Genomic DNA, 14,749 nt, shown 5'->3' on the forward strand with positions numbered 1-14,749 from the left:
CGTGAGCAATAAAACAACGGCAAAAATATTCTGTATTCTATTTTATGTGTGTGGTTTTCCAACTTTGGTAACTGCCCAAATTGTCCCGGATGCCACTTTACCCAACAACTCCACCGTCACCTCAAACGACAACACCTTCACCATTGAAGGTGGCACAGCAGCGGGCGGCAACCTATTCCATAGCTTTCGCGAATTTTCCGTCCCCACTGGCGGCACGGCATTTTTCAACAACATTGATACAATTCAAAACATCTTCACTCGCGTCACAGGCGGGTCAATTTCTAACATTGATGGCTTGATTCAAGCCAACGGTAACGCTAACCTATTTCTCCTCAACCCCAACGGGATTATTTTTGGCCCGAATGCCAGCCTGAATATCGGTGGCTCGTTTCTAGGCACTACAGCTAATAGCATCAATTTCGCTGACGGTACATCATTCAGTGCTACCAATCCCCAAACAACTCCTCTGCTAACTATCAGCATTCCCACTAGCTTGCAATTTGGTCCGAATCCCGGTCAAATTGTCGATCGATCTGCGGCCCTTTCTGCTTTTGAAAACAGTGGTGAAGGAAATCAGAACCCTGTAGGTTTAGAAGTTTTACCGGGTCAAACTTTAGCGCTAGTGGGCGGCGATGTGATTGTTCCCGGTGGAATTTTGACAGCACCGGGAGGCAGAATTGAACTTGGCAGCGTCGGTGCTAACAGTTTAGTTGGCCTGACTTTCAATGACTCAGGTTTCGCTTTGGGATATGCAGGTGTCCAGAACTTTCAAGATATTCAACTATCACAGGGTGCTGTTGTAAGTGCTAGCGGTGAAGGTGGCGGTACTATTCAAGTACAGGGGCGGCGGGTGGTGCTGACGGAGGACTCAGGAATTCTCTCTCAGACTTTCGGCAGCCAAGACGGAGGTACGGTTTCGATTCAAGCAGCACAGTTCATCGCTGAAGGTGGCGGTTATGTAGATACGACTACTTACGGTGCTGGCAGAGGTGGCAATTTATCCGTAACAGCGACAGATTCCATAGAATTGAGTGGCACTAATGCTGACGGAAGTTTGCCCAGCGGCTTATTTGCTCAAGTTGATGTCCAAGACGAAACTACACCAACCACAGGAAATGCCGGAGATTTGACGATCGCCACTGGTCGATTAATTTTACGAGATGGCGCACAGATAGGCTCAAATACTTTTTCTGAGGGTTCAGGGGGAAGATTAACTGTAACTGCTTCGGAGTCTGTAGAAGTGATTGGGCGATCGGCAGATGGTCGAATTGTTAGCGCCTTGCAAACTCAAGCTGAACCCGATTCTTCTGGTAATTCACAAGATTTAACCATTTCCACCAGAGAGTTAATTTTGCGAGATAGAGGTGAAATTTCATCTTCCACCAAGGGCACGGGGAATGCAGGCAATATAATCATTCAAGCGTCCGAGCAGTTGATTATTCAAGATCGGGCAACGCTTGCTGCTCTAACTACTGGTAGCGGGCGTGGTGGCAATATCAGTATTGAAACAGAACGCTTAATCGCTCAAAATGGCGGTCAGATATCAGCAACAACTCAAGGTAGCGGGCAAGCAGGGACTTTAACTGTCAATGCCAGAGAATCTGTCGAACTCGCTGGCACAGGTATAGATGGCTCTCCCAGCGGTTTGTTCACCCAGTCCACAGGGAGAGCAACGGACTCTGATGCTGGCAATGCAGATAACTTGACAGTAACAACGAGGCAGTTAACGGTTCGGGATGGAGCGGCGATATCGGCAGATACTTTTGCAGGTGGAAAGGGAGGTTCTCTGACAGTCAATGCCTCGGAGTCTATTGAAGTGACTGGAACTTCCGGCATCGTGCCAGCAGAGGTTTCTCCCTTAGTCAGGGCAGACGGGCGCTTACCCAGCCGTTTGACAGCAGTGACAACGGACAGCGGAGATGCAGGGAATGTAACGATTAGTACGGGACTGCTGAGGGTACGGGATGGGGGAAGTGTGGCTGTGGATGGGAGCAGGGGTACGGGTTCTGCCGGCAACTTGGTGGTAACAGCCAGTGACATCCGACTAGACAGAGGAACCATTACCGCAGAAACTAGATCCGGTGACTCCGGCAACATCAACCTCCAAGTTTCCAACTTCTTACAGATGCGTAACAACAGCAATATTACGGTAACAGCCACGGGCGATGCCACAGGTGGCAATATCAACATCAATACCAGAGCCTTAATTGCTGGTATCAACAGCGACATCACCGCCAATGCAGTCAACCGCGAAGCTGGCCGCGTTGAAATTACCGCCCCAGAAGGAATCTTCGGTGCCCGATCGCGCCGTGCCACAGATCCAGCGTCCAACCTCACCAGCGACATCACCGCTACATCGCTAGCTGGCCCGCAACTGGACGGCCAAGTTCTCCTTAATACTCCCGATATTGACCCCACCCAAGGCGTAGTTCAATTACCAAAAACCATTGTCAATCCAGATGCGATCGCCCAAATTTGCCCCAATCAGCGACAATCAGGAACCGAAAAAACCTTCACCAGAATTGGGCGCGGCTTGCCAGCAAATCCAGCGGAAACACCTAGCAATAGTTCAACCGCCGTCGGTTTAGCCGATGCTGTAGCCCCTGTAGAACAACGAACCAGGACGGCTCCACGCCAACAAGTCGGCCCCCCTAACCGACCCATCCTATCGGCACAAGGTTGGGCAATTAACACCAAAGGAGAAGTGATTTTTACTGCTAATCCTGCCACTGTTACCCTCCAGAGTCCAGTTCAACCTACTGGTGGTTGCTATGGTCAATAAAGGAAATCAGAAAAAGGGCGATCGCCTCCTACAAATAGCTGTGGGAGTATTAGCAAGTAATTGGATGCTTTTGCCACTGAAAGCGCAAACTGTTCCGGTATTTCCAGTAGAATTTACAGCACAAACACCGATCGCAACTCAAAGTCCTAACCTCTCAGAACCTTTAGCACCCCAAACAGTCCCTTCCCAGCCAAACCTACCGCAGCCTGAACCAACTCCTAGCTTACAAAGACAAACTGAACCTAATTCCGATACCAGTGAAGTTTATGAATGTCCGATATCAGTGCGATCGGCCGAACCGCAATCTCCCACAACCCAAACACCGGAAGACAACAAAACCAATGAAGTAATCGAAGCAATCTCCGTTACTAACTTCCGCTTCATTGGTAATACAGTTTTCAGTCAAAAAACCCTAGAACAAGAAATTAGTAATAAACTTCTAAAATTAGATAGCAATACTAACAGAATCACATTTCCCCAATTGCAGCAAATTATTTCAGAAGTAACAAAACTCTATAATGACAGAGGATATATAAATTCTTTTGCCTACATTCCTAGCACTAGCGAAGAACCAAATCAAAGGTTGCAAAACCGAGGCGCTGCTGGGGAAGTGATAATTAAAATAGTCGAAGGTGGTTTAGAATCAATTCGAGTTAGAAGGCGGACGGGAAAACAGCGCCTCAATCTAAATTATATATGTAGCCGTTTGGCGATCGCCTCCCAGCCCTTACAAGTTTCTCGTCTACTAGATGCCCTGCGATTGCTCGAACTCGATCCCTTAATTAAAAATATTTCTGCTGAATTGATACCCGGTTCCCAGTCAAACAGAAGTGCTCTGGAAGTTAAATTAGAGGAGGAAAAAACATTTAGTGCTGCATTGCTGCTAGATAATCGACGGGCTCCTAGCATCGGCAGTTTCCGCCGCCAACTACAACTAACCGAAGCTAACTTATTAGGAAAAGGAGATGGTTTGAGTCTGGCTTACACCAATACGGACGGCAGTAATGCTTTTGACCTCAGCTATACTTTGCCCTTGAATCCTCACAATGGCACAATTAATTTATCAGCAGGTATTACCGGAAATCGCATCATCGAAAAACCTTTTGAAAAAGTTGATATAACCGCAGCAGCACAATATTTTGACCTAACTTTGCGCCAGCCTGTCTTGAGAAATCCCAGACAAGAATTAGCCCTAGGAGTGACAGCAACTAGGCGAGAAAGTGGCACTTCCATTTTAGGGGAAGATTTTCCCCTTTCTGCGGGGGCGGATGCCAAAGGGCGCACGGGAATATTCGCAGTCAGGTTTTTTCAAGATTGGACTTTGCGGAACAATGATGAATTGTTGGCTTTGCGCTCTCAATTTAGTTTGGGATTGGGAGCGTTTAATGCTACTGTTAATAGCGAAGCTCCTGACAGCCGATTTTTGGCATGGCGGGGACAGGGACAGTGGATTCGCCGCTTCAGGAGAGACACTTTTTTGGTGGCAAAAACTGATGTACAATTGGCGAATAGGACGCTTTTACCTCTGGAACAATTTGGGATTGGGGGTGGGAATAGTGTCAGAGGTTATCGCCAGGATATTCTGTTGGCTGATAATGGGATTTCGGCATCGGCGGAGTTGAGGTTTCCGATTGTTGGCAGGTCCGATCGAGGGTTAGGAGTTTTACAAATTGCCCCTTTTGTTGATGCTGGCACGGTTTGGAATAGTTCGGGTAGAGACAGCTTAGATAGTCAATTATTACTGTCGGTTGGTACGGGTTTGCGGTGGGAATTGGGTAATAGTATGTCGGCCAATTTTTACTGGGGTATTCCTTTAGTTGATGTGAATTCGAGAGGGAGAACATGGCAAGAAAAAGGTTTACATTTTTCGGTGATATCCAGGTTCTCTTTTTGAAACCATTTCGTCAGAGATTCCGCCGCAGTTTGAGGCTATTTACTATCCTATTTGTTGTTGGATTGACAGCATTTTTTGCGGTAAATGTCAAGGCTCAATCTATAGCAGTCAACAGTCAACCCTTCGACTCCGCTCAGGGCACCGCAGTTAATAGTCAACATCATTCCGGTAAAACCGGAATTGGTAATGAGTCGCGATCGCCCCAAGCATGGGAGAATTTAGCTAGAACCAGTTATGCTGCTGGCGAGTTTACAGAGGCTGCGAAGTATTGGCGGCAAGCTGTTGCGGGTTTTGAGGTGGGGGGAGATTGGTTGAATCAGGCGATCGCCCTGAGCAATCTTTCGTTGACATATCAACAGTTGGGGCGTTGGGAAGAGGCAAATAGTGCGATCGGCAAGAGTCGCAGTTTGTTACCGGAGGAGTCTAGGGTGCAGTCGCCAGGGGAATTAAAGGCGATCGCCCAAATTCTCGATATTCAATCCAATGGACAATGGGAACAAGGACAAATCAATCTTGCTTTGCAAACCGGGAAGCAAGCAACGAAAATTTATGTTAAATTAAAGGATGATTTAGGCTGGAAACGTAGTTTAATTGCTCAAGTTAAAACCCTGCAAGAATTAGGTTTATATCAGCAAGCTTGCCAAGCCATCATCCCTGTTATCGAATCAAACAATTCCGAAAACTTCACCATTCCCAGTCAGGATTGTCAACAGTTAATTACTAAAAAATTAGAACCAATTAAAAAAAGTAGAGCAGTCACCAATGCTACAAGGTCACTGAGCCAAAATGGTATACGGTCACTGAGCGAAGTCGAAGTGTCCTTGAAAAATATCCAAATTACCGGGGCGCGTCTCCTTGGCGATGTGTGGAGACAGCTTGGTTATTTGAAAGAGTCTCAACAGTTGCTGGAAGAAGTAGAGCAAGTTGTGACTCAACAAGAATCTCCTCAAGAACAAGCTTTAGTCTTACTAAGTTTAGGTGATACGTATCAAGCTCTGGGAAATAGAAACAAATTCTTGTCTGAATTGAAGCAGTCTGAAGAATACTACCAAAAGGCTAGAGATTCCTATGGAAAATCGGCGGTGGTGGCTGCGAATAATTCTTTTGTCAAAGTCCAGGCACAACTTAATTTATTAAGTGTTTTAGTTAAGGGTAAAAGTGAATTCACGGGAAATGCAAAGGAAATCGAAAAATTGCGGTTAGAAATTTGGTCTCAATTGAGTAAGTTGCCACCAAGTCACAAGCTAGTTTATGCGGAAGTCAATTTGATGAATAGTTTTGTTGACCTCAAAAAACGACTAGAAACTCCTAATCATGTTTCAAATTCGTCTAAGGTAAATTCAGAAAAAATAGTGAATTACTGTTTGCCAAATTCTGCAATCGTGGCTGAAAGTGCGCTGGGAAATATTGAGTCTGTCTCTTGGGGAGAAGTTGGCAGATTGGGTGCAAAGGCGATCGCATTGGCTAGGGATTTGGGCGATTTTAGGGCAACAGCCTATGCTTTGGGCAATTTGGGTACTGTGTATGAAAAAAATCAGCAGTGGCTGGAGGCTCAACAGTGTACGGAACAAGCTTTGTTGTTGTCGCAGAATGTTCAGTTAAATGCGCCGGATCTGGCTTATCAGTGGCAGTGGCAATTGGGGCGGATTCGTTGGCTTGGGGAGGCGAAGGATGTTAAAGGGGCGATCGGGGCTTATACGGCTGCATTTAATACGTTACAGTCGCTACGCAACGATTTTGTGCCGATTAGTCGGGATGGACAGTTCGATTTTCGCGATCGGGTAGAGCCTGTTTATCGGGAATTTGTGGATTTGTTGTTGCAGGGGGATAAGCCTATTCAGGAAAATTTGAAGCAAGCTAGGAATGTGATTGAGGCGCTTCAGGTGGCTGAGTTGGATAACTTTTTTAGGGATGGTTGTGTCGTGGTGAATAAGGCAGAAGAGATTGATAAAATTGCCGATAAATACGATCCGACAGCAGCAGTTATCCATGCAATTATTTTACCAAATCGTTTGGCAATTATCTTGAAGTTACCTGGGAAAAAAGACTTAGAGTATCGGGAGAGTTACCAGCAAAAGACACTCGTAAAAAATACTATCAAAAATTTACAAACCTATTTGATTCAACCAGGTAATACTCCTGAAGTCTTAGCAGAATCAAAAAAACTGTACAAATGGCTGATACAACCAATAGAATCACTGCTAGAAAGCGATCGAGATGTGAAAACATTAGTATTTATCTTAGACAGACCCTTACAGGGTATCCCAATGGGATCTCTTTACGATGAGCGCTCAGATCAGTATCTAATGGAAAAAGATTATGCTCTTGCTCTAGTTCCCGGTTTGCAGCTTCTCGAACCTAAACCTTGGAATCAAGTAAAATCAAGCAAGTTAAAAGTGTTGCTAGGAGGTGTGGATCTACCCCAGACACTAGAAGGTCAGAATTTTGAAAAAATCCAAAAATTATTAGAAGAATTGGATGGAGTTGGAAAAAATATATCAATCAGCAAAAGATTTTTGAATGAAAACTTTACTCTAACAAACCTGCAACAAGAGTTGGCTTTGGCTAATATCCCCATTCTACATATTAAAACACATGGTCAGTTTAGCTCTGACCCAGAAAAAACTTTTCTTGTTGGTTTTGGAACCTTGTTAAAAAGTAACGATTTGGATAAATTGATTAAGAGGGGTAATAAACAGGATGTTCGAGCGATCGAGTTACTGGTACTCAGTGCTTGCAAAACAGCACAGGGAGATGATAGAGCAGTATTAGGACTATCAGGGGTAGCGATACGGGCAGGAGCTCGCAGTACAATTTCAAGTTTATGGGTAGCAGAAGATGCAGTCAATACAAAAATTATAGTGAGATTTTATGAAGAGTTGCGTCAACCGGGAATGACAAGGGCAAAAGCACTTCATAATGCTCAAAAAGCGTACTTTCAAGCAAAAGAAGACCAAGAACCTCATTTTTGGGCACCTTATGTTATTGTTGGTAATTGGCTGTAATCTCATAGGATTGAATAAGACAATCTAGGAGACAAAACCCTAGGAAAGAGTAAGATAACCCCCATTAATATCGTTTCCGGTTGCATCGGAATTATTAGCCGAAATTAGGACACGGTAGTACCCATAGGTGTCAACAATCGCCTAAAACCCTTGGTATCTCTCGTTCATAGCAAAGTCTAGATCCCCCTAAATCCCCCTTAAGAAGGGGGACTTTGATCAGACTCTTGTCCCCCCCTTCTTAAGGGGGGCTAGGGGGGATCTGGCCTTAATCGTTAAACAACAGTCTGTGACTGGGTTTGACCTTAAGTTGACACCAATGGGCACTGCCGTGTCCTCTATATCATTCCGGTGTTACCGGAAACGATATAACCTTTATTAAGTTATTTTTCCAAGAGTTGCACATTACCAACTAAGGGTTCTTCAGCCAGCTCTTTAAATCCACCAAATTCTAATAATTTAACCCATTGAACTTTCAAAGTTTCATCTTTAGGATTTGCAAGCAAACGCTCAGCTAAACGGGCGACTGAATCATACCAAATATCAGGTGTTCCTGTATTGATTTGCTGTTGGCGTTCAGAGGTGAGTGGTACTCGCACGACAAACCCACTCACGTACAGGTCATTTGTAGAGCGCGTATAAGGTTCACAATTTAATTTGAAGTACCAACGGTAATACTCATAGAGTTCAATAGCGTATTTTGGAGATTTTGGCAGGCTAACACTAACAATTCCTGGTGTTTTTGGCAAAGAGATAGCAGCTTGATAAATTGTCTTTTTCCCATCTCTACTTACCAGGGAAAACTCAACTGAGTTTATATCTTCAGGATTGTAGGGAATATAGAACAAAAAAGTTGGATATTCAGAAGTGGTGTATACCGGATTCTTAACAGGTACAATAGCGGTAATTGGCTTGCTTGTCTTTTTGCAGTATGGATTAGTAGGATCAAGTCCGGTTCCGGGTCTTGGTTGATTATCCCGTGGTGGTGGTGGTGGCGGTGTTTGAGGAGGGCGTGAGGGGGCTTGGCTCAAAAAAATCGCACTGTAGGTTTGTACAGATATAGGAGAAATCGCGATAATCGCCAGCGCAATAACTGTCGCAAAAGCTAGTTGAAAATATAGCCTACGCATTTAGATTTAGTTGTTAGGTTTTTGTCCACGATACTTATTCCGGCTGTCGATTTTTAGATATTTTATAAATGACTAATCCACTGCCAGTCGCTACTAAAGCTAAGGCTGAGGGAACTAGGGGCATCCATCCGCCCTGGTTAAGAATCGCAAGACAAATATAATATAAGAGCAAGCTAGCAGCACAAGTGACTATTGTCAAGTACAGCCGGGGACGAACATATATCACTAGCACTCCGCCAGTAAGAGCCCATAGCCAAACAAATACTGCATCACCCCATTGCAGATGACCCCACTTTGGTAGATCCCATAACAAAGGTCGTTTTGGATTATCCATCACGGCGCTAAGAATTTGACTTGTCATATGGGCATGAATCCATACTGCTGGCATTGGACCATAGGGAGTATTAAAATCATCCCTAGCTACTCCCGCAGTATAGCCGACGATGACCACTCGACCTTTGATGGCACTTTCGCCGACTTTTCCCTCTACAATATCTGTCAGTGAAACTATTTTTGCCGGCCTAGGATTAGCGCGGTAGTTGAGGAGAATTTGACTACTATTGCCATCAAGGCTTTGATAACCTCCTGTGTGTGAGGCTAACCGATTAAAAATCACTCTATCTAATTGCCAATTTTTAGTATTTTCATTAACTTGTAATGGTCGATTCTGGGATGATAAAAATGAAAATGCTAATAAAAAACTAAAGCTATAGGGTGTACTACATTTAGAAGATTTAGGTAAATAATTGGGATCGTAGGATAATAGTTGGCGACGTACTGTCTGATATTTATTGTCTTGAATATTATCATCAAAAAAATCGACAAATCCTACTTGTTCGGTTAATTGTTTCGGAGAAAATTCAGGAGGTGGAGCATGATCTCCCGCTGACGATTGGTAAGAACAGACAGTATAAAAATTTTGATTTTCTTGAAAACTTTTTATCCAATTTTTACGGGCTGTGATATCCCGATTATCCTTGATTCTAGGTTGATTACGGGATATATTGAGGCCCAAGGCTGCTGGTTTATATTTTTCTACTTTATTGACGATTTCTGCTAAAGCAGATTCTTTGATCGGATAGCCACCATACTTATCAACTTCTTCTTGACTGATTTCAACTACTGTGATGCGGGAATCTATGGGCTCTGATTGGCGTTGCCCCATTAAATAATCGTAAGCAGGTAATTCTAAGGGTTCTAACAATCCCAGCCACCGCACTCCCATCACAGCGCCCGTGACTAACACACTAGCCACCAACACAGTGCGAAGATTGCGCCAAATCGAAACACGTTGCCACTCTTCCTCATTCCCCTTGAGTAACTCATCCCAAGTGGGAGGCTCCACACCGAGATGCTCGTAAATCATCGGTAGCCAACTAGCAAAAGGATATTCACCCTCCATCCCGTGCAGCTTTTTTCGCGCGTCCATAACTGAGTCGGGCAAAGACTTTCTCTCTCTAGCAAATGCCTGTAGAAAATGCTCCAAAAACTTTTGAGCGACTTCATCCGGCACTCGCTCTCGCATAGCAATCACGGCTGGAATTTGCAGCGAAGCCAGTTCGTTTACTAATCCCATGCCATCACAAGAATTGAAAATTGCTAATTTCAAGCCGTGCTTAATGGCATTTTCTAAACCATACTTTAAATCTTTAATCGATATACTTTCAGTTTCACTCAGATCCAACATACCATGACTGTAATCATATTTGCTGGAACTATGACCTGCAAAAAATAAAATATCCCAATTCTGCTCCCATAACTGCTGATTAAGCTGGGTACTATTAATAGCTACCTTGGTAGTAATCTCGGCGTTAAGATCAACAATTGATTCCTTTAATAACACCAAATCTGCATCAGTATTTATGCCTATACTAGATCCCAAAATTACTAAAATTCTAATTGTATGTTGAGATTTAATTAACTGCGTATTGGATATTGCCTGAAAATTGCTGATCACAGGTTCAACTTCAAACTGTTGAAATTTATCCCATAAATGCCAAGGTAAACCCCATAAATCGACATCATCTGTTTGAATAATGAACCTGACCTTACCCTTACCTTGCTCCTTACCTCGCTCATGACTTAATACTTCTATAATTTTATCTCGAATTGGCTGAAAATAATTATCGCCAAAAGTGAGCCAACTATTAATATTATTTTCTAGGGAATCTCCTAATTGTTTAATCGAGTAATTTACAATTTTACCCTTGTTGATATGCTCTAATTTGCGAGAAGAACCTAAATTGCACTCTCTTCGACAGGTGTTAAAATGGTCATAGCTTTTCCTCAAATCTTGAGCTGGGGGTAAGTACCCATGAATTGCAACACTCATAGAGTTAATGCTATCACCGATTCTGAGGGTGACAGGATAGCGTTGCTCATTGTCAGCATCGCGTATTTCCAAAATTACAAGCTTGCTCATCGCTTTTGACCTCCCGATCCTAATTTAGTTAAATGGTAAAATCTTCTGTGATGCTAAATCCGTCGCAAGCGACTTTTACCTGGAAAAAATCGCCGATCGCACCTCTGAATTCATACATTAACCTATTGGTGAAATGGTGTGCTTTTTCTTGCCAGAAAACTTCGCCATCTTCATCTAGGATAATTAGTTCCAGATTGAGCGGTAGAGTTTTCGATCGCACTGGCAATACCCGCAAGAAAATATTGGTTTTATCACTTCCTTCAGGTAACAGAGTGATTTCTAGCACCACGCGATCGCTATCGAGCTCCATTTTTAATTCAATCATCTTACCAATTCTCACCCCCGCAGCGGCATTTTTGGGGTCAAGTTTTCCCAAACTGACTGCTGCTTGGCGCTTCAAGGTATCATTTTCGGTAGTTTCCCGCAAGTGTGTCAGTGCGGAAATTGCCTCCTGATTTCCCGGCTCAACGCAACCTAATAATTCCGCAGCCCGCAATTGATTGCTTTTATGTCGGCGATCGCGCAATAAGTCAAGCAATGTCGGAATTCCGTTATGGCTGCTAGAATCACCATAGCGATAACCTTCACCTTCCATCGCATACATTAAGCCAGAATCTAACAGTCCCAACCTCTCAATTATGTCATCAATCGTCTCCCAGCCAGCTTGAATATAAGTCTTTGCCCACTCAACTAAACGTGATTGACTTTCCACCACCACTGGTTCCTGAATAATTCCTAAACGCAGATTATATAGTTGTTGTCTACATTCATCATTAGCCAAGAAAGATGCCCACTGTTCAAACGGAACTAGCAGCCGGGGAGAATACACCGATAAATTACCCAAAGTATGTAATAATTCAGTCGATTCCAGTTCGGATAAACTTGGCAAGGGTGGGACTTTTTGTTGCAAATTCAAGCCTAGAGTTATGTCCATGACAAGGAGAGATTTGGTTAATTTCTGTGTTGACAAAGCATAAGTGCGATCGCACTTATTATACCTACCTTCATGCTTCAGTTGCCGATGCGTCGCAAACCCCAAAACTTCCATCCAGCACTCCCCATCATCATCACCATTCAAATTCACCTGTACCGGCAGGTAATAATCAGCAGTCCAATTAGGCATATCAACCCATTCCTGTGGCACACAAAATTCCTCCAAATCTCCCTCATCACTGGGAATTAACACTAATCTAGTATCACCAATTTCAATGGCAGTGCCATTGACAAATTCCCAAATACTAGCAAGATCCTGACGTTTCCAGACTGAAGGTTGAGGTAATGCTTCTTCTGCCAGCAACTCTGTAATCCACTGCATAAAAGGCTTTAAACAAGCACCATTGAGATAGGCATTGTAACGAGAAATTGGATTAGAATGCTCTTGAGCTTGATACCAAGCAGTATCTTGGTCTGTTTGGTCAATTTTCAACCGCACGAGGCAAGAATCACTAGAATCAACGAGTTGTAATTTGGTTAAGTCAAACATTGGTTTATTCTCCTTTTTCAGTAACTATCAAATTTTGTAAACATTCTGCGACAATCCTATCAATTATTTGGCTGGTATCTTCACCCTCTAAAGATAGATTGAGAGTTTCACAAGCCACCGAAATCTTAGGCTTATAAAACTCCTTCAACAAAACTTCCATACATTCTTTTTCCCACCTAGTCAATTCCTTCATTAAATATGCTTGTAACTTGTGCTTAGATATGTCCATTATGGCATTCACATCCAATAAACTAATCCCTAGTTGACTGGCAATATTCTGTTCATTTACCTGTTCGCCATAGCGCAGAAACAAAACCTGTCTCTCTGAAGGATGAAGTTCTTTTATTGCTTCAACTAAAGCTGCTTCACATAACTCCGAGTGCTGAGGTGAGTGAAAACTTTTATGTAGCCATTCGACCACATAGTTTTTCACCCATTTATCGGGTTGTGACTGTTGATTCAAAGTTGTTCTTAATCGCTTCTTGATAGTATTAAGACGACGAGAAATGGCAGACTGGGTTAAGTTTAATTTGATTTCCATTTGCTTTTGATTGAAGCCAGCGACATAGTAAAGTAGGAGAATGTGGTGTTGTTCGAGTTTGAGACTATCGAGTTCTTTCTCAAAAGCAGATTTAGTTTCCTCAAACCGTGAATTTGCTTGTGAATCAGATTCTTCAGCTTCAAGACTCATGTCTTCTGGTTCTGAGTCATCCAAGCATCCATCACTGTCTTGTTGCTCACTTTTTTTGAATGTTTCATGAATATATTCAGAAGTATCAATGATACGTTTTTCGTATTTTTGCAAGGCAATAATGCAGATTTCCATCCAAGCTTTCATCTTTTCCCAGCTAATACTTGAACCTGCGGAGACTTCATGGGGGGCTGAAGAAAGAGACTTTTGTGAATTGTAAGATTCAGCGGCAGCTTGAAAGTCTTCGCTATCAGGATCTGGCCATGTACCCCTCGATCTTCTTAAGGCGGGATTACGAACTTTGTTGAATTTATAAACTGGGTCAAAGCATTTGCGCCCAAAGATATATTGAGAGAAATTAGGTTCTTGAATTCCATATATTTCCAGTGCTTCCCGGAGCTGTTTTTCCGATTTTTCAATTAGCAGTCGCCACCGTGAATATTTACAAATATCTTCTTGATTATGTATCTCCTTAATCAAAATATTGTCAATGTAAGTCTTTAGAGAAGCTTGACTAGAATCATAGGATTTTAATAATTTGACAATCTTGTCAGAATTGTGAATAAAAATGCGAGCTGATGATAGATAATCGTCCCAAGAGCGAATTTTTGATGTCGAAAATACTTTTCTGGCTGCATAATAGCAGCTTGTTTCAAGATAACTCCTTACATGACCTAGGGCTAATTGCCTTCTATCTGGGCGTTCCCATTGTTGCACAGTAGGTGAAGCATCAATCACTAGGTTTTTCCAAAATTCTAGTATATTTATGATGTCATTAGACTGGGAACAAAACTGTGCGAACACCTCGTTATTTTTTTTGTACAACTCAAAGTTTCGCTTGAGACGAGTATCGTTTTTCCACTCAAAAAATTCATGATAATTATCAGTGTTCAAGATAAAATGGGTGCAAAAAACGTCGCTGTCATTTAGACGTTCTGGTAATCTGGGAATGTTTTCCTGGTTAGAGGATTTGGACATCTTGGGTAATTCTCCAATAATGATCGTAAGGAAAGAATTTAATGCTGATGCACTGTTAACTGTTAACTTGATTTTACCAGGACAATGAAACACAGATTTGAGATTCAGGACTTACTTACGGGGAACCAACAACCCTGGTGGTTGAGCGGAGTCGAAACCCTGTGTGAATATTAAAAAATCGATGATTGCGGAAGAAACCGGGTTTTTTAGCCTTAGTGAGGTGTGAGTTATCAATGAACTGCGGGATTAGCTTGAGCATAGTGGCTGCGGTGCTGTGTGTGTACTATTTACTTATTGGGATGACCGATCGCAATTTATGAGGGTTGCTCTCAGTTTTTTCCATAACATTCTCTCTGAGGAAGCGGTC

At 42.9% G+C, this 14,749-nt stretch carries 7 protein-coding genes; 3 read left to right on the forward strand and 4 right to left on the reverse strand.

Features of this window, described 5'->3' with window-relative positions:
* The first annotated feature begins 1 nt into the window (after position 1).
* Genes AAFP11_RS05150 through AAFP11_RS05160 form a run of 3 tightly spaced genes read left to right on the forward strand, consistent with a single transcriptional unit; the run spans position 2 to position 7,681 of the window.
* Complete coding sequence (locus tag AAFP11_RS05150; protein ID WP_341736048.1) at positions 2-2,782, forward strand: filamentous hemagglutinin N-terminal domain-containing protein; 2,781 nt, start codon at positions 2-4, stop codon at positions 2,780-2,782.
* Positions 2,772-4,676 (forward strand): ShlB/FhaC/HecB family hemolysin secretion/activation protein, encoded by a 1,905-nt coding sequence (locus AAFP11_RS05155; protein ID WP_341736049.1) that lies wholly within the window; start codon positions 2,772-2,774, stop codon positions 4,674-4,676. Before AAFP11_RS05150 ends, AAFP11_RS05155 begins: the two co-directional genes overlap by 11 nt.
* Positions 4,673-7,681 carry a CHAT domain-containing protein gene (locus AAFP11_RS05160; protein ID WP_341736050.1) on the forward strand — a complete coding sequence of 1,003 codons (3,009 nt, stop codon included), beginning with the start codon at positions 4,673-4,675 and terminating at the stop codon, positions 7,679-7,681. Before AAFP11_RS05155 ends, AAFP11_RS05160 begins: the two co-directional genes overlap by 4 nt.
* Before the next feature lie 380 nt (positions 7,682-8,061).
* Here AAFP11_RS05160 and AAFP11_RS05165 read toward each other — a convergent pair whose 3' ends face one another.
* From AAFP11_RS05165 to AAFP11_RS05180, 4 genes are read right to left on the reverse strand one after another with little or no spacing between them, the layout of a single operon-like run.
* Positions 8,062-8,808, reverse strand: coding sequence for a DUF928 domain-containing protein (locus tag AAFP11_RS05165; RefSeq protein ID WP_341736051.1), 747 nt, complete (start codon positions 8,806-8,808; stop codon positions 8,062-8,064).
* A 34-nt stretch (positions 8,809-8,842) separates the two neighbouring features.
* Entirely contained in the window at positions 8,843-11,230 is a 2,388-nt protein-coding gene (locus AAFP11_RS05170; protein ID WP_341736052.1) for a CHASE2 domain-containing protein, read from the reverse strand.
* A gap of 28 nt (positions 11,231-11,258) precedes the next feature.
* Positions 11,259-12,713: a DUF1822 family protein gene (locus tag AAFP11_RS05175; RefSeq protein WP_341736053.1), complete on the reverse strand. Its 1,455-nt coding sequence runs from the start codon at positions 12,711-12,713 to the stop codon at positions 11,259-11,261.
* Between the two features lie 4 nt (positions 12,714-12,717).
* Positions 12,718-14,382 (reverse strand): sigma factor-like helix-turn-helix DNA-binding protein, encoded by a 1,665-nt coding sequence (locus AAFP11_RS05180; protein WP_341736054.1) that lies wholly within the window; start codon positions 14,380-14,382, stop codon positions 12,718-12,720.
* Between the last annotated feature and the right edge of the window lie 367 nt (positions 14,383-14,749).

The sequence above is a fragment of the Microcoleus sp. CAWBG640 genome, from assembly GCF_020883015.1.
Lineage (GTDB): Bacteria > Cyanobacteriota > Cyanobacteriia > Cyanobacteriales > Microcoleaceae > Microcoleus > Microcoleus anatoxicus.